The sequence below is a fragment of the Nakamurella flava genome (assembly GCF_005298075.1).
In the GTDB taxonomy this organism is placed as follows: Bacteria; Actinomycetota; Actinomycetes; order Mycobacteriales; family Nakamurellaceae; genus Nakamurella; species Nakamurella flava.
In genome coordinates, this window is the sequence record NZ_SZZH01000001.1 from 652,025 (window position 1) to 669,264 (window position 17,240).

Consider the following 17,240-nt stretch of genomic DNA (forward strand, 5'->3'; position numbering starts at 1 on the left):
GCCGCGCCGTGATCGTCGAATGGCTGCTGCTGCTGGTCGGGCTGCTCCTGGTCGCCGGGACCGCGCTCTACGTCTCGGCCGAGTTCAGTTTCGTGACCGTGGACCGGGCCACCGTGGCCCGGGAGGCGGCCGGTGGCGACTCCGGTGCCGCCTCCCTGCAGGCCGCGCTGCGTCAGCTGTCCACGCATCTGTCCGGGGCACAGGTCGGGATCACCGTGACCACCCTGGCCCTGGGTTTCGTGATGGAACCGTCGCTGGCCCGGCTGCTGTCGGTCCCGCTGGGCTGGGTCGGCATCGGCGAGGCGGCGGCATCGTCGGTGTCCGTGGTGCTGGCGCTGGTCGTCGCCACGGTGCTGTCGATGGTGTTCGGCGAGCTGGTGCCGAAGAACATCGCCATCGCCGAACCCTTGGAGACGGCCAAGACGATCGTCCGGCCGATGCGCGTGTCGACGATGATCTTCCGGCCGCTCATCTGGTTCCTCAACGGCACGGCCAACGGGGTGCTGCGCCTCATCGGCGTCGAGCCCCAGGAGGAGCTGCGGTCGGCCCGCTCGCCGCAGGAACTGGGCTCCCTGGTCCGCCGATCGGCCGCCCAGGGCACGCTCGAGGCGCCCACCGCCGGGCTGCTGGCCCGGTCCATCGCCTTCTCCGACAAGACGGCCGACGACGTGCTGACCCCGCGGACGCAGGTGCGGTTCGTCAAGGCCGACGACGACGCCGACGCGGTGCTGCAGGCGGCGATCGACACCGGACACTCCCGGTTCCCGGTCTCGGGGCAGGACACCGATGACGTCGTCGGGTTGGTCCATCTCAAGCGGGCGGTCGCGGTGCCACCCGACGAACGGCCGGCGGTGCGGGTGTCGCAGCTGATGGTCGACGTCCCCGTCGTGCCCGGGTCCATGCCATTGGACGACCTGCTCGAACTGCTGCGCGACCAGGGCCTGCAGTTGGCCGTCGTCGCCGACGAGTACGGCGGCACGGCCGGCATCCTCACCCTGGAGGACGTGGTCGAGGAGCTGGTCGGTGAGATCACCGACGAGCACGACCGGGCCGCCGTCCGGGGGGAACGCCGCTCCGACGGCGTGTGGCTGTTGCCGGGCACCCTGCGCCCGGACGAGATCACCGAGCTGACCGGCGTCAGCCTGCCCGAGTCCGGGGCGTACGAGACCGTGGCCGGGTTGGTGCTGGCGCGGCTCGGCCGCATGCCGGTCATCAACGACTCGGTGGAGGTGGAGGCCACCATGTCGGCGTCCGCGTCGCTGGGGGTGGCCGCGGACAAGGGCGGGGTCGGCACCGAGGACGTCCCCATCCCCCCGGTCGCCGAGGAGTCCGACGACCTGCCCCGGGCCGTGACGGTCCGGCTGCTGGTCTTCCGGCTGGCCCGCCGGCGCATCGAGACGGTCCTGTTGTCCGCCGTCCGGCTGGACGATCCGGAGGCCGAGGACGCGAACAACGCCCGCGGCGCCGACGACCGGTCGGCGGCCCGTACGGCCGGCGACCCGGCGTCCGGGATCCGGCGCGGTACCGCCGCCGACCTCCCGTCCGCCGGCGGCAGCCGGAGCAGCCGATGACCACCCAATGGCTGTTGCTGCTGCTCGTGGTGTTCCTGCTGGCCGCGAGCGCCTTCTTCGTGGCCGCCGAGTTCTCCCTGATCGCCGCGCGCCGGACGGTCGTCGAGCCGATGGCCGTCACCAGCAGCCGGGCCCGGTCGGCCCTGCGGGCCATGGAACAGGTGTCGCTGATGATGGCGTGCGCCCAGTTGGGCATCACGCTCTGCGGGGTGCTGCTCGGTGCCTTGGGTGAGCCGGCCGTCGCCGCCCTGCTGGAGCCGGTGTTCCACGGCCTGGGCGTGCCGGAGGCCTGGTTGCATCCGGTGTCGCTGGTGCTGGCCCTGTTCCTGGTGGTGTCGGCGCACGTGGCCCTGGGCGAGATGGTGCCCAAGAACATCGCCATCGCCGGCCCGGAGAAGACAGCGATCGCGCTGGCCCCGGCCATGCTCGCGATCTCCACGGCCATCGGGCCGATCATCCGGGCGCTCAACGCCTTCGCCAACGCGATGGTCCGGCTCACCGGTCGGGAACCCCGGGACGAGGTGGCGTCCGCGTTCACCCGTGAGGAGGTCGCCGACCTGGTCCGGGAGTCGAGCGCGGAGGGTCTGCTCGACCCGGAGGACCGGGAGTTGATCACCTCGGCCCTGGACTTCGACGTCTCGGTCGTGGAATCGGTGATGGTCCCGGACGCGGACGTGGTGTCGGTACCCGCCGGGGCGACGGCCGCCGACATCGAGCGCGCCTGCGCCCGCACCGGGTTCTCCCGGTTCCCGGTGCAGCAACCCGACGGCTCGTTCTCCGGCTACCTGCACATCCGCGACGTCGTGGACATCCCGGCCGCCCGACGGGACGAGCCGGTCCCGACGGACCGCATCCGGGCCCTGCCGGCGGTGGCCCCGGACACCGATCTGCGGACCGCACTGGATCGCATGCGCCGGCTCGGCGCGCACATGGCCGAGGTGGCGCTGCAGGTTCCGGCCGGTTCCGGTGCGCCCGGTACCCCGGTGGCCCGACTCACGGCCGGCGGGCGGCCGGAACGCGTCGAGGGCGACGGCCAGGCGGATCGGGACGTGGACCCGGGGGGCGGCATCGGCCTGCTGATGCTGGAGGACGTCCTGGAGACCCTGGTGGGCGAGATCCGCGACGCGACTCGACGACGCCCGGATCGTGGCCGGGTGGCGGAGACCGGCTGACGCCGCCGCGGGCGCGGACCGGATGCGGTCCGACCCCGTTCCGGGGTCCGGGGTTTCGTTCGGCCCCGTCGGCCGCACCGCTGGTGACCGCTCGGCATAGGCTCGGAGACATGCAGCGTCGGATCATGGGTATCGAGACCGAGTTCGGGATCACCTGCACCTTCCACGGGCAGCGTCGCCTGAGCCCCGACGAGGTCGCCCGGTACCTGTTCCGGCGGGTGGTGTCGTGGGGGCGCTCGTCGAACGTCTTCCTGCGCAACGGGTCCCGGCTGTACCTGGACGTGGGCTCGCATCCGGAGTACGCCACGGCCGAGTGCGACGACCTGCCGACGCTGATCGCGCACGACAAGGCCGGCGAGCACATCCTGCAGGAGCTGGTCGTCGACGCCGAGGCGCGGCTCGCCGAGGAGGGCATCGGCGGTGACATCTACCTGTTCAAGAACAACACCGACTCGGCCGGTAACTCCTACGGCTGCCACGAGAACTTCCTCATCACCCGGGGTGGTGAGTTCGCGAAGATCGCCGACGGGCTGATCCCGTTCCTGGTGACCCGGCAGTTGATCGCCGGCGCCGGCAAGGTCCTGCAGTCGCCGCGGGGGGCCGCCTACTGCCTGTCCCAGCGGGCCGACCACATCTGGGAGGGGGTCTCGAGCGCGACCACCCGGTCGCGGCCGATCATCAACACCCGCGACGAGCCACACGCAGATGCCGAGCGGTACCGCCGCCTGCACGTCATCGTGGGCGACTCGAACATGAGCGAGACCACCACGTTGCTGAAGGTGGGCAGCGCCGCCCTGGTGCTGGAGATGATCGAGGCCGGCGTACCGCTGCGGGACTTCACCTTCGAGAACCCGATCCGGGCCATCCGTGAGATCTCCCACGACACCACGGGCCGGCGGCCGGTCCGGCTGGCCACCGGCGGCGACATCTGCGCCCTGGACGCGCAGCTCGACTACTTCGAGCGGGCCACCGCGTTCGTCGAGAAGCGGGGCAGTGATCCGGTGACCGACCGGGTCCTGGACCTGTGGGGACGCACCCTGACCGCGGTGCAGACCCAGGACCTGTCCGGGGTCGACACCGAGATCGACTGGGTCATCAAGAAGAAGCTGATCGACGGGTACGCGACCAAGCACGGGCTGGATCTCACCCACCCGCGGATCGCCCAGATCGACCTGACCTACCACGATGTCCGACCGGGTCGCGGTCTGTACTCGCTGCTGGTGGCCAAGGGGCGGGCGGCCCAGGTGGTCACCGAGGACAAGATCATCGAGGCGACCACGGTGCCGCCGCAGACCACCCGCGCCCGGCTGCGGGGCGAGTTCGTCGCCGCCGCGCAGGACGCGAGCCGCGACTACACCGTGGACTGGGTGCACCTCAAGCTCAACGACCAGGCCCAGCGGACGGTGCTGCTCAAGGACCCGTTCAAGTCCGAGGACGAACGGGTCACCCGCCTCATCGAGTCGATGTAGCCGGCGGCTCGTCGATCGAGCCGTCGATCACCGACCCGTCGATGACGGATCCGCCGGCTGCGGCAGGCCGCCCGGCCGGACGGGCCGGGAGTATGCGGGTGGCCGATCCGTTCGCCGCCCCTCCCGGGGTGGGAGCGCTCGACGGGTCGACCACCGATCCGTCGACGACGGTGGCCGCGCCGACCGTGCCGTCCGGGCGCAGCACGAACATCCGCAGTCCGGGCACCCGGCTGCCGGCGCCGCGGAGCATCCGGTTGCGGACCGCCCGGCGGGTGGGCGGGAGCAGCAGGATCAGGCCGAGCAGGTCGCTGAGGAACCCGGGGATGACGAAGAGCAATCCGCCCAGTCCGATGAGCAGGCCGTCCGTCAGTTCCGGGGCTCCGCCACCCCGCCCCCGCAGCGCGCCCAGCGCCCGCAGGCCCTCGCGGCGGGCGATGAGCACGCCGATGACCGTGCTGGCGACGAGGGCCAGCAACGTCCAGCCGACCCCGATCCAGGACCCGACCAGTAGGACGACGGCGATCTCGAGAATGAGGTACACGAGCAGCGGCATACCCGGACAACGCACGGAACCGCCGCAAAGGTCCCGCCGGGGCCGGGAAGTCGCTGTGTTCTCCCCGAACGTTCTCCCTGAGCGTGACCGGAGTGTCACCGGCCCCCGCTCCGCGTCCCTGCCGGGACCGTCGCGGCCGGTGTGACAGGCTGGTCCGGTGGCGACGGCGAAGGCGGAACGGCTGCTGAACCTGGTGATCGCCCTGGTGAACTCGCCGCGCTACCGCACCGCCGCCTGGATCCGGGAGAAGGTCGCCGGGTACGGCGACGCCCCCACCGAGGAGGCGTTCTTCCGCACCTTCGAGCGGGACAAACAGGAGCTGCGCGAGTCGGGTATCCCGGTGCAGACCGACGGCGCCGACGGCTACCGGATCGTGGCCGGCGAACTGACCCTGCCCGAGTTGAGCTTCACCCCCGACGAGACCGCTGCCCTGGCCCTGGCCGGCCGGTTGTGGTCGACGACGGCGCTGGACCGGGCCGGGGCCGGCGCGCTGCGTAAGATCCGGGACGCCGGGCCGGGCCAGCAGGCGGACGAGCCGGACGAGTTCGCGGCCGCTGACCTCTTGCAACCGCGCGTCCGCACCGGCGACCCGGCCTTCGAGCCGCTGTTCGCGGCGGTGCGTGCCCGCCGCGCGGTGCAGTTCGGGTACCGCCGGGACCCCGGCCGCCCTCCGGTGACCCGGACCGTCGAGCCCTACGGGTTGGTCTCGTACCACGGCCGGTGGTACGTCATCGGGCACGATCGGGACCGCGGTGAGCAGCGGACGTTCCGCCTGTCGCGCATCACCGAGCCGGTGTCGGCGATCGGCCGGGCCGGCGCCGTCCGGGTTCCCCCCGGCATCGACCTGATGGCCCAGGTGCGGGCCTCGGTCCGGCAGGCGCCGGACCGGTCGGCCACCGTGCTGGTCCGGCCCGGGCGTGCTGTCGGGCTCCGGCGTTCGGCGGTCGCGGTGCATTCCGAGCCGGGGATCACCGACACCGCGGAACCCGGTCCCGAGGTCGGTCGGCTCCCGGGGGACTGGGACCGGTTGAGCATTCCGATGAGCGGGCTGTGGTCCACGGCCCAACGGATCGCCGGTCACGGCCCCGACGTGGTCGTCCTGGAACCGGAGGACCTGCGCACCGCGGTCGTCCGCCTGCTGCGCGGGGCCCGGGCCGCCGGTCGGCCGGCCGGAACGGAGAGAACATGACCCGCCCGCCCGGCCGTCGCCCCCGCCGGCCGGCCGCACAGCCGGCCCCCGGTCCGTCGGCGGCCAACGACGACCCGGCCGGCGACGGCACCGGGGACGCCGACGGCACCCGCCCGCGGGACGGCCGGGCCGGTCGGACGGTGGTCCGGGAGACGGCCAGCGACCGGCTTACCCGCATGCTCGCCCTGGTGCCGTACGTGTCCCGGCGCCCCGGGGTGCGGGTGGAGGAACTGGCGGCCGAGTTCGGGGTGAGCACCCGACAGATCGCCAGCGATCTCGACCTGCTGATGGTGTGCGGCCTGCCCGGCTACTACCCGGACGATCTGATCGACGTCGTCCTGGACGACGATGGCGGGACGGTGTCGATCGCCTTCGACGCCGGGATCGAGCGCCCGGTCCGCCTCACCGGTGACGAGGCGATCGCGCTGACGGTCGCGCTCCGGGCGTTGGCCGATCTGCCCGGCCTGGTCGACGACGACGCGGTGCGCTCGGCGCTGGCCAAACTCGAACAGCACACCGGGCGCGAGGCGGTCGCGGCGCAGGACACCCCGGTGGTGCAGGTGGCCGCGGCCGATCCGGCCCCGGCGCTCGGGGTCGTCCGGGACGCCCTGCGGCTGGGGCGGCGGCTGTGGATGCGCTACTACACCGCCTCCCGGGACGAGATGACCGAACGGACCGTCGATCCGCTGCGCGTGCTGGTCACCGACGGGCATTCGTACCTGGAGGCCTACTGCCACCTGGTCGGTTCCATCCGGCACTTCCGGGTCGACCGGATCGAGGACGCGCGGGTGTTGCTCGACGAGCCGGCCCAGCCGACCCTGTGGGCCGATTCCGACGTCCCGGACAAGGTCTTCCACCCGGGCCCACAGTCCGCGACCGTCACCCTCCGGTTGGGCCACGCCGCCCGGTGGGTGCCGGAGTACTACCCCGTCGAGGCGGTCGAGGAGTTGTCCGACGACGCCGCCGACGGGGCGATCAGGGTCCGCCTGCAGGCCACCGGCGAGGCGTGGCTGACCCGGCTGGTGCTGTCGCTGGGCGGTGACGCCGTCATCGAGGCGCCCGCCGATCTGGCCGCGGTGGTCGACGAGCGCGCGAGCGCCGCACTGGCTCTGTACGGCGAGCAGGTCGACTGACTCCGGGTCCACGACTCGAGGTATCCATCAGGTGAGTCCAGGCTTCGCGCTGCGCGAAGAATGCCCGACTTTTTCTAGGCTGATCGGGGCCGCACCGTCGGTCATGCACCGTCATCGGACGCTGTCGGACCGCGGACAAGGTGGGATGTCGAGTGCAGGTCGTGAGTCGTCGGACCCCGCCCCGGTCGCCGTCATGATCGGACCCGAGGGCTGGCGTCGTCAGCGCGGATCCGACCTGCGGGACCGACCGCTTCCCCCGGTCGCGCCGCTGGCCAGCGACGGTCTCATCGCCATCGGTCGGATCGCGATCATCTTCACCATCCTGGCCTGGCTGGCCTACGTCTTCGGGTACTTCATCACCGGCATCATCAACAGCTCGTACCAGAACAACATCGGGTTCCTGGTCGAGACCATCGTCTACGTCGGCATCACCTCGGTGCTGGCCCTGTCCGCGCTGCTCTACCTGGTCGCCCGGCAGGGGGCCCTGTACCGCAGCCGGGCCCACCGCCGGGTGCCGCGGGCGGTCATCGACGGGTTCTTCGACACGACGCTGCCGACGATGACCGTGCTGGTGCCCTCCTACCGCGAGGAGATCGCGGTGGTGCGCAAGACACTGCTCTCGGCCCTGCTGCAGGAGTACCCGTTCCTGCGGGTGGTGCTGCTGCTGGACGATCCGCCGCACCCGAAGTCGGTCGCGGACCGGGGACTGCTGGAAGGGGCCCGGGCACTGCCGGGGGAGTTGGAGCAGTGGCTGGGTGAACCCCGGGAGCGGTTCGCCGGCACGCTGGAGCGGTTCGAGATGACCAGCGTGGACCCGACACCCGAGCAGGCGCTGACCGCCATGCGGGAGTTGGCCGCGGAGTTCGACTGGGCCGTGCGGTGGCTGCGCGCCCGGCAGGCCGAGGAGCCGATCACCGACCACGTCGACGTGTTCTTCGCCGAGCAGGTGCTGGGCGGCCTGGCCGACGACTTCGCCGCGGTGCGGGCCGCGCTGCTCGCGGGGGCCGACGATCGGAGCCCGCTACCGCACGCCCGCATGCTCCAGTTGCACCGCCGGCTGGCCTGGACGTTCCGCGGGGAGGTGACCTCGTTCGAGCGCAAGCTCTACAGCTCCCTCTCGCAGGAGGCGAACAAGGCGATGAACCTCAACAGCTACATCGGGTTGATGGGGCACAGCTACGAGGTCCGGGAGACCCCGCAGGGCACGGTGCTGGCCACCGCCGGCGCGTCCGGTTCGGTGATGATCCCGGACGCCGACTTCATCCTGACCCTGGACGCCGACAGCATCGTGCTGCCCGAGTACTGCCTGCGCCTGGTGTACGTGATGTGCCAGCCGGAGAACGCGAAGCTCGCCGTCGTGCAGACGCCGTATTCGGCGTTCCCCGGGTCGCCGACCCGAATGGAGCGACTGTCCGGGGCGACCACGGACCTGCAGCACATCGTGCACCAGGGGATGAGCTACTACGGTGCGACGTTCTGGGTGGGGGCCAATGCGGTGATCCGCAAACGAGCCCTGGACGACATCGTCGAGATCGAACACCAGGGCGGTTTCGAGATCCGCCGCTACGTGATGGACCGCACCGTCATCGAGGACACCGAATCCAGTGTCGACATGGCGATCCACGGCTGGTGGTTGCTGAATTATCCGGAGCGGCTGAGCTATTCGGCGACGCCGCCGGACTTCGGGTCGCTCTGCATCCAACGCCGCCGCTGGGCCAACGGTGGTCTGATCATCCTGCCCAAGTTGTGGACACTGCGGCAGGCCCGGAGCAAGCGGGCGCAGAACGACCGGACGATCGAGACCCTGCTCCGGGTCAACTATCTCGCCTCGACTTGCTGGAGCAGTTTCGCCCTGGTGCTGCTGCTGGTCTACCCGTTCAACAATCGGCTGCTCAGCCCGCTGGTGCTGCTGGCCGCGCTCCCGTACTTCGCCGCGATGTCGTCGGATCTCCATCGCTGCGGGTACAAGCGGATGGACATCTTCCGGGTCTACGGCTTCAACCTCATCCTGCTGCCGGTCAACCTCGCCGGGGTGTTCAAGTCGATCCAGCAGGCCATCACCGGCCGCCGGATCCCGTTCGCCCGCACCCCCAAGGTCGCCAACCGCACGGCCACACCGCTGCTGTTCGCCTTCACGCCGTTCGTCATCATCGGCTGGTCGGTGTGGACGGCCTGGCGGGGCTGGGTGAACGGCTTCTGGGGCAACGTCGTCTTCGGCGCGTTCAACGCCTCGACGGCCACGTACGCGCTCGTGGCCCTGGTCGGCGTGCGGTTCGCGCTGGTCGACGTCTGGCTGGGCTTCGTCGAGCGGCTGTACGTCGACGACAAGCCGCGGGAGGTCGTGCGGGTCCGACGGCGCCGGGCCGCCCCCGAACCGGCTCCCCCCGGGTGGCACGAGGTGCTCTACCAGGGTGCGGCGGGCACCGCGACCGGTGAGTACGTCTCCGAGAGTGCCGGCGCCTTCAAAATTCTCGCCGATGTCCCGGAGGCCCCGGTCCTGTACGGGCGGCGCGCGGGGGACCGGGTACCGCAGGGTTACGGACGGCGTGCGACCGACCGGCCGGACGGGCGGGGTGGCGGTACGGCGGCCGACCGCCGGGATGGTGATCCGGCCGTACCGCACCGGCGCGCGGGTGATCGGCGTAATCCGGCGGAACGCGACGGGAGCCGGCGCACGCCCGATCGGCGTGTGGACGGACACGGGGAACGGACGGTCGAACAATCGTGAACGAGGGCGACGCCATCGACGCCGGGGCGACGCAGGCCCCGCCGGACGGGTCGGGTCGGCACCTGTCCTGGTTCCGGGTGGGCCTGGTGATCGCGGTCGTGGCGGCGGCGATCGGCGGAGGGTGGTACTGGATGCGGGAACAGCAGGCCGCGGCCACGGCCGCGGTGGGACCGCCGACGCTGTTCGCGCCCTACGTCGACGTGACCTCGACCCCGCGGTACGCCTTCGAGGACGCGACGACGTCCTCGGCGGTGCTGGCTTTCATCGTCAGCGGCCGGGAGACCCCCTGCCAGCCGAGTTGGGGCGGGGCGTACTCACTGGACGAGGCCGCCGCGCAACTCGACCTGGACCGGCGGGTGGCCCGGCTCCGGCAACTCGGCGGCACGGTGTCGGTGTCGTTCGGCGGCGCGGCCAATTCCGAGCTGGCCATCGGTTGCACGGACACGGCCGCGCTGACGGCCGCCTATGCCTCCGTCGTGGAGCGGTACGACCTGACCCAGATCGATCTCGACATCGAGGGGCAGCCGTCGATGACACCCGAGGTGAACCAGCGGCGCGCACAGGCGATCGCCGCCCTGGTGGCGCAGCGGCAGGCCACGGGCAAGGCCCTCGACGTCTGGCTGACCCTGCCGGTGATCTCCACCGGAGTGACCGATCAGGGCCGGGCGGTGCTGTCCGCGATGCTGGCCGGCGGGGTCCGACCGGCCGGTGTCAACGCCATGACGATGGACTACGGCGAGCCGTTCCCGCCGGGTCGCACCATGGCTGAGCAGGGTGAGCTCGCGCTGACCGCGCTGCACGGGCAGATCCGATCGGTGTGGGCGGACGCGGGACTGGACCTCAGTGACACCCAGGCCTGGAACCTCGTCGGTTCGACCCCGATGATCGGTCAGAACGACATCCCGAGCGAGATCTTCACCCTCGACGACGCGACCCGGATGCTGGTCTTCGCCCAGCAGCAGAAGCTCGGTCGACTGTCGATGTGGTCGGCGAACCGGGACAAGGCCTGCGGGCCCAACTATCCCGACGTCACGGTGGTCTCGGACGTCTGCAGCGGGGTCGATCAGCAGCCCGGCGCCTTCGGCGCGGTCCTCGGCCAGTTCGGCGGGGCGACGGCCGCGACCCCCACCGCCGGCGCCGACCCGACCGGGACCACCGAAGCCTCGGCCGCGCCGACCTCCGGGGCCGGGCAACCGGGACGCGGGACGACCACCGAGGTCGTCGACGACCCGGCGACCTCGCCGTACCAGATCTGGAACACGAACCAGGGGTACGCCAAGGACACCAAGGTGGTGTGGCGCAAGAACGTCTATCAGGCGAAGTGGTACACCCAGGGCGACCAGCCGGACCTGCCGGTGGCCACGGCGGCCCAGTCCCCGTGGACGCTGATCGGGCCCGTCCTGCCCGGCGACACCCCGGTGCCCACGCCGACCCTGCCGGCCGGGACCTACCCCGACTGGAACGCCGACGAGGTGTACAACGCCGGCAGTCGGGTCCTGCACGACGGCATCGGCTGGCAGGCCCGGTTCTGGACCAAGGGTGACGTCCCCGGCACCCCGCCGACCAATCCGGACACACCGTCGCCCTGGGAGTTGCTCACCCAGCCGAACTGAGCCTGCGATCCTGCGTCCAGGCGTCGACCTGGTCGGCCAGCAACTCGAGAATGCGCACCGCGGCGAGGTTGTCGACCATGGATTCCGCGACCTGGACGGAGATCGACCGCCGTGGTGTCGGGTTCACGATCGGCACGGCCACGACGCCCGGCGGGAGATCCAGCAGCGCGAGCCGGGGAACGACGGTGACGCCCACCCCGGCGGCGACGAAGCGGATCGCGGTCGGATAGTCCTGGGTCTCGATGTGGAACGTCGGACTGAACCCGGCGGTGGTGCAGGCGTCCAGGAGCGCCTGTCGGCAGGGCCCCCGGGCCACGTCGTTGTCGACCCACGGTTCGCTCCGCAGCTCGACCAGGTCGACGTCGGCGCGGCCCGCGAGGGGGCTGCCGGCCCGGACGACGGCGAAGTAGGGCTCGGTGACCAGGGGTCGGCAGCGGTATCCCGGGCGGCCCCCGCCGGACCCGTCGTCGACGGCGATCTCGATGTCCGGTGCCCCGGCGTCCGGCCCGGTGAGTTCGAGGAGTCGCAGGTCGAGCCGCAACCGGGGGAAGTCGCGGGTGACGGCCGCGACCACCCCGGGGATCCAGGCGCTCCCGGCGGAGGCGAAGTAGCTGACCGACAGGGCGCCGTCCCGACCGGAGCGCAGGTCGGCGACCAGCGCGTCCAGCTCGGCGAGTTCATGGAAGAGTCCGGCTGCGGCGTCGGCGACCGCGCGGCCGGCCGCCGTGGGTTCGATACCCCGGCCGGCGCGCTGCACCAGAGGCAGCCCGGTCTCCCGCTGCAGCGCCGTCAGGTGCTGGGAGATCGCGGAGGCGGTGTACCCGAGGGTGGTGGCGGCGCCGTGGACCGAACCGGCGGCGACGACGGCGCGCAGCACGCGGAGGCGGTGGACATCCATGCGGACCAGGCTAGCTAACAGTTGAGCCGAGCTGAATGGTCCGCCAGAAATCGTCGCTTGTGCTGATGTCCGGGGCGGGGGAGGGTCGTCGTCATGACCTCTCGCATTCCGCCCGTTCGTTCGCTGGCCGGCCCGGCCGCTGCCGTGACGGTCCTGCTGTGGGCGAGTGCGTTCGTCGTCATCCGCGACGTCGGCGCCGAGCTGTCGCCCGGGGTGCTGGCCGTCAGTCGCCTGTGCGTCGGCCTCGTCGTGCTGTCCGTCGTCGCCCTGCGGTACCGGCGCCCGCTGCCCCGGGGCCGCGCCCTGGCCCTCGTCGTCGGCTACGGCGTGCTGTGGTTCGCCGGCTACACGGTGATGCTCAACTGGGCCGAACTCCATCTGGACGCCGGCACCGCGGCGCTGGTGGTCAACGTCGCGCCGATCCTGGTCGCCGTCGTCGCCGGCGTGGTCTTCGGCGAGGGTTTCCCGCGGCCGCTCGTCGTCGGCCTGCTGGTCGCCTTCGTGGGCGTCGTGATCATCGCGGTCGGTGGTGAGTCCGGTGGGGTGGCCGACACTCTCGGGGTCGTCCTGGCGTTGGCCGCGGCCGTGCTCTACTCCGCGGGGGTGCTGTTGCAGAAGGTCGCGCTTCGCTCGGTCGACGCCCTGACGGCGACCTGGGTGGGGTGTGCCGCCGGCCTGCTGGCCACCCTGCCCTTCGCCCCGCAGGCGGTGGGTGAGCTGTCCGCCGCCTCGCCCGGGGCGGTCGCCGGGGTGGTCTTCCTCGGCGTGGGTCCCACTGCCGTCGCGTTCCTCACCTGGGCCTACGCCCTGGCCCGGACCGATGCCGGGCGGATGGCCGCGACGACGCTCGCCGTGCCCGCCATCGCCGTGCTGCTGTCGTGGCTGACCCTGGGGGAGGTGCCGACGGTGTGGCGCATGGTGGGCGGCGTGCTGGCCCTGACCGGGGTGGCGATCAGTCGGGTACGAGTGCGTCAGGGTCGCCGCCCGATCAGCGCTCCGGTGGTCGACGCCGTGCGCGGCGCCGGGACGGTGCGCTGACCGCCCCGGCGCGCCGGGGTCAACCCAGCTTGCCCGACCGGGCGTCGGCCCACAGGTCGACGTCCAGCAGGCCCACGGAGTGCTCGTCGATGGCCTTCACATCGTCGTCGGTGAACCCGAGGGTGTCCAGGGCGGCGACGTTCTGTTCCAGCTGCGACACCCGGGAGGCCCCGATGACGAGCGAGGTGACCCGCTCGTCGCGCAGGGCCCACGCCAGGGCCAGCTGCGACAGGGACTGGCCGCGCTGCTCGGCGATCCGGTTCAGGGCCCGCAGGTGTTCGACGACGTCCGGGGTGATGGAGTCCGGGTTCAGGGATTTGCCGGCCGCCGCCCGGGAGTCCTCCGGGATGCCGTCCAGGTAGCGGCCGGTGAGCAGACCCTGGGCCAGGGCGGTGAAACCGATGACGCCGCAACCGATCTCGCCGGCGGCGTCGAGCAGTCCGTCGGTCTCGATCCAGCGGTTGATCATCGAGTACGACGGCTGGTGGATGAGCAGGGGGGTGCCGAGGTCGCGCAGGATGGCGGCGGCCTGGCGGGTGCGGTCGGCGTCGTAGGAGGAGATGCCGACGTACAGCGCCTTGCCCTGCTGCACCGCGGTGTGCAGCGCGCCCATCGTCTCCTCGAGGGGCGTCGTCGCGTCCAGCCGGTGCGAGTAGAAGATGTCGACGTAGTCCAGGTCGAGCCGGCGCAGCGACTGGTCGAGGGAGGCCAGGACGTACTTCCGGCTGCCGCCGCCCTGACCGTACGGGCCGGGCCACATGTCCCAGCCGGCCTTGGTGGAGACGATCATCTCGTCCCGGTACGGGCGGAAGTCCTCCCGCATCAGCCGGCCGAAGTTGATCTCCGACGAGCCGTAGGGCGGGCCGTAGTTGTTGGCCAGATCGTGGTGGGTGATGCCCAGGTCGAAGGCCCGCCGGCTGATCGCCCGCTGCGTCTCGAAAGGTACGTCGTCGCCGAAGTTGTGCCAGTAGCCCAGGGACAGCAGCGGCAGGTCCAGACCCGAGCGGCCGGTCCGGCGGTACTGCATCGTCTCGTAACGGTCCTCGGCGGCCAGGTACGTCATGGGAGTCCTCCACATCGATCGGCGGCCGACGTGCACGGCCGCGCGTCCATCCTGCTTCGTCCCAGTGCCCGGTCCGCGCGGGGTCCACGCCGATGCCGACCCGACCGGCCCGGACGAGCGCCGCCGACGGTCAGTTCAGGATGATCTCCGACCGGTTGCACTGGCTGCCGTCCGAGTTGCAGGACGTATGGGCGATGGTCGTCGGCGCGCCCCCGGTGTTGACGGAGTCGTTGACCTGATCCCCCGGTCGGCCCGTCGGCGTGGGCATTCCGCTCATGTCCATCCGCATCTCGGGCATGGACATGTCGGGCATGGACATCTCCGGCATGGACATGCCGGGGACGTCGCCGGACCCGGTGGTGACGGTCCCGGTCCCGGTGATGCTGATGACGGACCCGTCGGGCCGGACGGTGATGGTGCCCATCTTGGCGCCGTTGCTGTCGACCAGCGTGGTGACCACATCGGTCCCATTGGGATCGTCGGGGACGTCTTCGTTCTTGGTCAGGTCGTCGTTGCTCAGACTGCCGTCCGGTCCGACGGTCACCGTGCCGACCTTCGTGCCGTTGGACGTCACCAGCGGAACGACGACGGATTCGGCGCCCACCGTCACCACTCCACCGGTCGGCGCGGCGGCCGCGGTGCTCGGCGCCGAGGTCGACGCGCCTGAGCTGACCGTGGTCACGGTGGTGGTCCCGCCGCAGGCGCTGAGTCCGAAGGTCAGTACCCCCGCCCCCAGCACCACTGCGGCGGTGCGACCCCATCGCCGTCCGCCGGCCCCGTTCACGCGCTGATCGTTGGTCATCGTGGTGTGCACAGTCCGGCTCCCCTGGGTCGGCGGACCGGGTGTCGGCCGCCCGGTTCCGTTGGCCCGGTGACGACGGGGCCGCTTCCGACGGTACGAAACGCTCCGTTCGGAACGCCCCGGTGCGGACTCGACACATACGAACGGGTGCTGGAGCCGGCGGGGCATGGACCCGCCGCTCACCACCGTCAGGAGAGCAGGCCGCCCCAGCGCACCTCGCCGCTGGCCAGCACCAGGACCTGCCCGTCGTCGGTGTGCCAGGCACTGAGCCGACCCGCGGCGTGCGGCACCTTCCGGCTCGCCGGGACGAACACCGGCGGGCCGCTGCGCACCAGGACCGCAGTGTCGTCCGCATCGAACCATTCGATGCCGCAGTACCCCCGGCAGCCGCACGAGTCCCACGCCACCGACGCCCCGCCGGCGACCAGGTCCACGGCGGCGTCCGGGATGAGGTCCGGGTCGATCTCGACGAAGACTCGGCCGTCCGGGGCCCGGAGCCGGGCTCGCCGGTCGCGCTCCGGAGCGGGTGGACGCCGTCGCAGACCGTCGACGACCGCGGCAAAGGGAGGCCGGGACCGGGCCTGTCGTCGGTGGTCGCTCATCTTTCCAGTGTGCGGAGAGCGGCCTCGACCGGACCGGACATTCCCGGTCGGCCACCCGAGTGGGTCACCGCCCGCGCGGCGACGATCGGTGCCGATGGCGAGGCAGTGGTTCGCCGAGCCGGGCCGGAACGGTCGCGACGATCGTGGTGCCGCCGGTGGAGGGTGAATCGACCGTGAGCGTGCCGCCGGCGGCGACCACCCGGTCCCGCAGGAGTTGCAACCCCAGGTGGCCCTGCGCCCGCCGGTCGAGATCACCCGCGGGCAGGCCGGTCCCGTCGTCGGCGATCGTGAGGCGGGCGGCGGACGTCGTCCCCGTCCCGAGGCTGGACAGCTCCACCGACACATGGTCGGCCCCGGCGTGGGCGCCGACGTTCTGCAGGGCCTCCCGGGCCACCCGGTACAGCACGGTGACCGTCTCCGGATCCACATCGGGCAGACCATGATCGACCACGTCGACCGTCACGCCGGCCGCCCGGAGCGGGCCCGCGGGGCCGTCGACGATCTCGGTCAGGGTCGCCCGGGTGAGGTCGGGCGGGTAGATGTCGACCATCATCCGCCGTAGGGAGTCCACCGCTTCGTGCACGGTGACCAACACGCGTTCGGCCAGGGCCCGCTGGGTCTCCGGCAGTGCCGGGGCGAAAGAACCCATGGCGTAACCGATCCCGGCCAGGTCCTGGATGGGTCCGTCGTGCAGGTCGGCGGCGATGCGCACCCGTTCCTTCTCCGACGACGAGAGGGCCTGTTCGAGCAGGCGACTGCGCTCGGCCTCCTGGCGGCGTACCCGGCGGGCCAGGGACCCGGCGATCGGCACCTGGATGAGCTGCAACAGCACCAGCGGGACCAGGACCAGCGGCAGCAGGCGCAGCAGTAGTCCGGTGGCCAGGTCGCTCACCCGGTCGTAGTCGTAGTAGGCCTCGAACGCATAGGTCCGCCCGTCGACGGTCATGGGGACGTAGACCTCGACGAAGCCGTTGCTGTCTGCCTCGTCCGGGCTCGCCTCCGGATGGTCCTCGAAGGCGGAGTAGACGGCACCGGCGTCGATGGCGGCCAGTGCCTCGACCGGCAGGTCGACCCGGGTGCCGGTCACGGCGGGCTCGTCGGAGAACAGGATCGTCCCGTCCGGCCCCCACACGGTCACCTCGGTCAGGTACCCCTCGTCGGTGCGCAGGGCGACGGACCGCTGCAGTTCGTCGAGGCGGCCGCGGACACCGGACAGGCCCTGTTCGAGCAGCGGGGCGACCGTGACGTCCCGCAGCCGCTCGGTCGCCCGTTGCGCGTCGGCCAGGGCCTGGTCGCGGGCGACCGCGCGGGTCGCCAGGACGGCGCCGGCGGCCAGCACGGCGGCGGTGAGCGCCGCGACGGTGTAGAAGACCGCGATCTGGCGCCCCACCCCGAATCGTGGACGGCCC

General features: G+C 71.8%; 14 protein-coding genes. 8 read left to right on the forward strand and 6 right to left on the reverse strand.

Translation table 11 applies throughout. The features are described 5' to 3' along the window. The first annotated feature begins 8 nt into the window (after nucleotides 1-8). The 3 genes from FDO65_RS02950 (at nucleotide 9) to pafA (ending at nucleotide 4,212) form a co-directional block, all read left to right on the forward strand. Nucleotides 9-1,571: a hemolysin family protein gene (locus FDO65_RS02950; protein WP_137447970.1), complete on the forward strand. Its 1,563-nt coding sequence runs from the start codon at nucleotides 9-11 to the stop codon at nucleotides 1,569-1,571. Continuing rightward, nucleotides 1,568-2,743 carry a hemolysin family protein gene (locus tag FDO65_RS02955; RefSeq protein WP_137447971.1) on the forward strand — a complete coding sequence of 392 codons (1,176 nt, stop codon included), beginning with the start codon at nucleotides 1,568-1,570 and terminating at the stop codon, nucleotides 2,741-2,743. The genes FDO65_RS02950 and FDO65_RS02955 overlap by 4 nt, the downstream gene beginning before the upstream one ends. 110 nt (nucleotides 2,744-2,853) lie before the next feature. Next, nucleotides 2,854-4,212, forward strand: coding sequence for a Pup--protein ligase (gene pafA / locus FDO65_RS02960; protein WP_137447972.1), 1,359 nt, complete (start codon nucleotides 2,854-2,856; stop codon nucleotides 4,210-4,212). On the opposite strand, the gene FDO65_RS02965 is transcribed toward pafA, so the two are convergent. Beyond that, a complete protein-coding gene (locus FDO65_RS02965) occupies nucleotides 4,196-4,765 on the reverse strand; it encodes an FxsA family protein (RefSeq protein WP_137447973.1) in 570 nt (189 codons plus the stop codon). The genes pafA and FDO65_RS02965 overlap by 17 nt on opposite strands. Before the next feature lie 157 nt (nucleotides 4,766-4,922). On the opposite strand from FDO65_RS02965, the gene FDO65_RS02970 reads away from it, so the two are divergent. The 4 genes from FDO65_RS02970 (at nucleotide 4,923) to FDO65_RS02985 (ending at nucleotide 11,428) form a co-directional block, all read left to right on the forward strand. After that, entirely contained in the window at nucleotides 4,923-5,954 is a 1,032-nt protein-coding gene (locus FDO65_RS02970; RefSeq protein WP_137447974.1) for a helix-turn-helix transcriptional regulator, read from the forward strand. Further along, complete coding sequence (locus FDO65_RS02975; RefSeq protein WP_205849742.1) at nucleotides 5,951-7,087, forward strand: helix-turn-helix transcriptional regulator; 1,137 nt, start codon at nucleotides 5,951-5,953, stop codon at nucleotides 7,085-7,087. The genes FDO65_RS02970 and FDO65_RS02975 overlap by 4 nt, the downstream gene beginning before the upstream one ends. 145 nt (nucleotides 7,088-7,232) lie before the next feature. Continuing rightward, nucleotides 7,233-9,815: a glycosyltransferase family 2 protein gene (locus FDO65_RS02980; RefSeq protein WP_240757389.1), complete on the forward strand. Its 2,583-nt coding sequence runs from the start codon at nucleotides 7,233-7,235 to the stop codon at nucleotides 9,813-9,815. Further along, entirely contained in the window at nucleotides 9,812-11,428 is a 1,617-nt protein-coding gene (locus FDO65_RS02985; protein WP_205849743.1) for a hypothetical protein, read from the forward strand. The genes FDO65_RS02980 and FDO65_RS02985 overlap by 4 nt, the downstream gene beginning before the upstream one ends. Here FDO65_RS02985 and FDO65_RS02990 read toward each other — a convergent pair. Then, entirely contained in the window at nucleotides 11,412-12,326 is a 915-nt protein-coding gene (locus FDO65_RS02990; RefSeq protein ID WP_137447976.1) for a LysR family transcriptional regulator, read from the reverse strand. The genes FDO65_RS02985 and FDO65_RS02990 overlap by 17 nt on opposite strands. A gap of 93 nt (nucleotides 12,327-12,419) precedes the next feature. Here FDO65_RS02990 and FDO65_RS02995 point away from each other — a divergent pair, with 93 nt between their 5' ends. Beyond that, nucleotides 12,420-13,364, forward strand: a complete 945-nt coding sequence (locus FDO65_RS02995) for a DMT family transporter (RefSeq protein WP_137447977.1) — start codon at nucleotides 12,420-12,422, stop codon at nucleotides 13,362-13,364. A gap of 19 nt (nucleotides 13,365-13,383) precedes the next feature. On the opposite strand, the gene mgrA is transcribed toward FDO65_RS02995, so the two are convergent. From mgrA to FDO65_RS03015, 4 genes are all read right to left on the reverse strand, one after another. Beyond that, nucleotides 13,384-14,427: an L-glyceraldehyde 3-phosphate reductase gene (gene mgrA / locus FDO65_RS03000; protein WP_137447978.1), complete on the reverse strand. Its 1,044-nt coding sequence runs from the start codon at nucleotides 14,425-14,427 to the stop codon at nucleotides 13,384-13,386. Nucleotides 14,428-14,557: 130 nt separating this feature from the next. Then, nucleotides 14,558-15,211: a hypothetical protein gene (locus FDO65_RS03005; protein WP_137447979.1), complete on the reverse strand. Its 654-nt coding sequence runs from the start codon at nucleotides 15,209-15,211 to the stop codon at nucleotides 14,558-14,560. 206 nt (nucleotides 15,212-15,417) lie between these two features. Further along, on the reverse strand, nucleotides 15,418-15,831 hold the full coding sequence (locus FDO65_RS03010; RefSeq protein WP_137447980.1) for a hypothetical protein: 414 nt from the start codon (nucleotides 15,829-15,831) through the stop codon (nucleotides 15,418-15,420). Nucleotides 15,832-15,895: 64 nt separating this feature from the next. Beyond that, nucleotides 15,896-17,221 (reverse strand): sensor histidine kinase, encoded by a 1,326-nt coding sequence (locus tag FDO65_RS03015; protein ID WP_137447981.1) that lies wholly within the window; start codon nucleotides 17,219-17,221, stop codon nucleotides 15,896-15,898. Nucleotides 17,222-17,240 lie beyond the last annotated feature (19 nt).

Coding starts and splice junctions, on each gene's coding strand:
- FDO65_RS02995 (WP_137447977.1), top strand. CDS start 12,420: ATGACCTCTCGCATTCCGCCCGTTCGTTCGCTGGCCGGCCCGGCCGCT.
- FDO65_RS02980 (WP_240757389.1), top strand. CDS start 7,233: ATGTCGAGTGCAGGTCGTGAGTCGTCGGACCCCGCCCCGGTCGCCGTC.
- FDO65_RS02975 (WP_205849742.1), top strand. CDS start 5,951: ATGACCCGCCCGCCCGGCCGTCGCCCCCGCCGGCCGGCCGCACAGCCG.
- FDO65_RS02990 (WP_137447976.1), bottom strand. CDS start 12,326: ATGGATGTCCACCGCCTCCGCGTGCTGCGCGCCGTCGTCGCCGCCGGT.
- FDO65_RS02955 (WP_137447971.1), top strand. CDS start 1,568: ATGACCACCCAATGGCTGTTGCTGCTGCTCGTGGTGTTCCTGCTGGCC.
- mgrA (WP_137447978.1), bottom strand. CDS start 14,427: ATGACGTACCTGGCCGCCGAGGACCGTTACGAGACGATGCAGTACCGC.
- pafA (WP_137447972.1), top strand. CDS start 2,854: ATGCAGCGTCGGATCATGGGTATCGAGACCGAGTTCGGGATCACCTGC.
- FDO65_RS02965 (WP_137447973.1), bottom strand. CDS start 4,765: ATGCCGCTGCTCGTGTACCTCATTCTCGAGATCGCCGTCGTCCTACTG.
- FDO65_RS03010 (WP_137447980.1), bottom strand. CDS start 15,831: ATGAGCGACCACCGACGACAGGCCCGGTCCCGGCCTCCCTTTGCCGCG.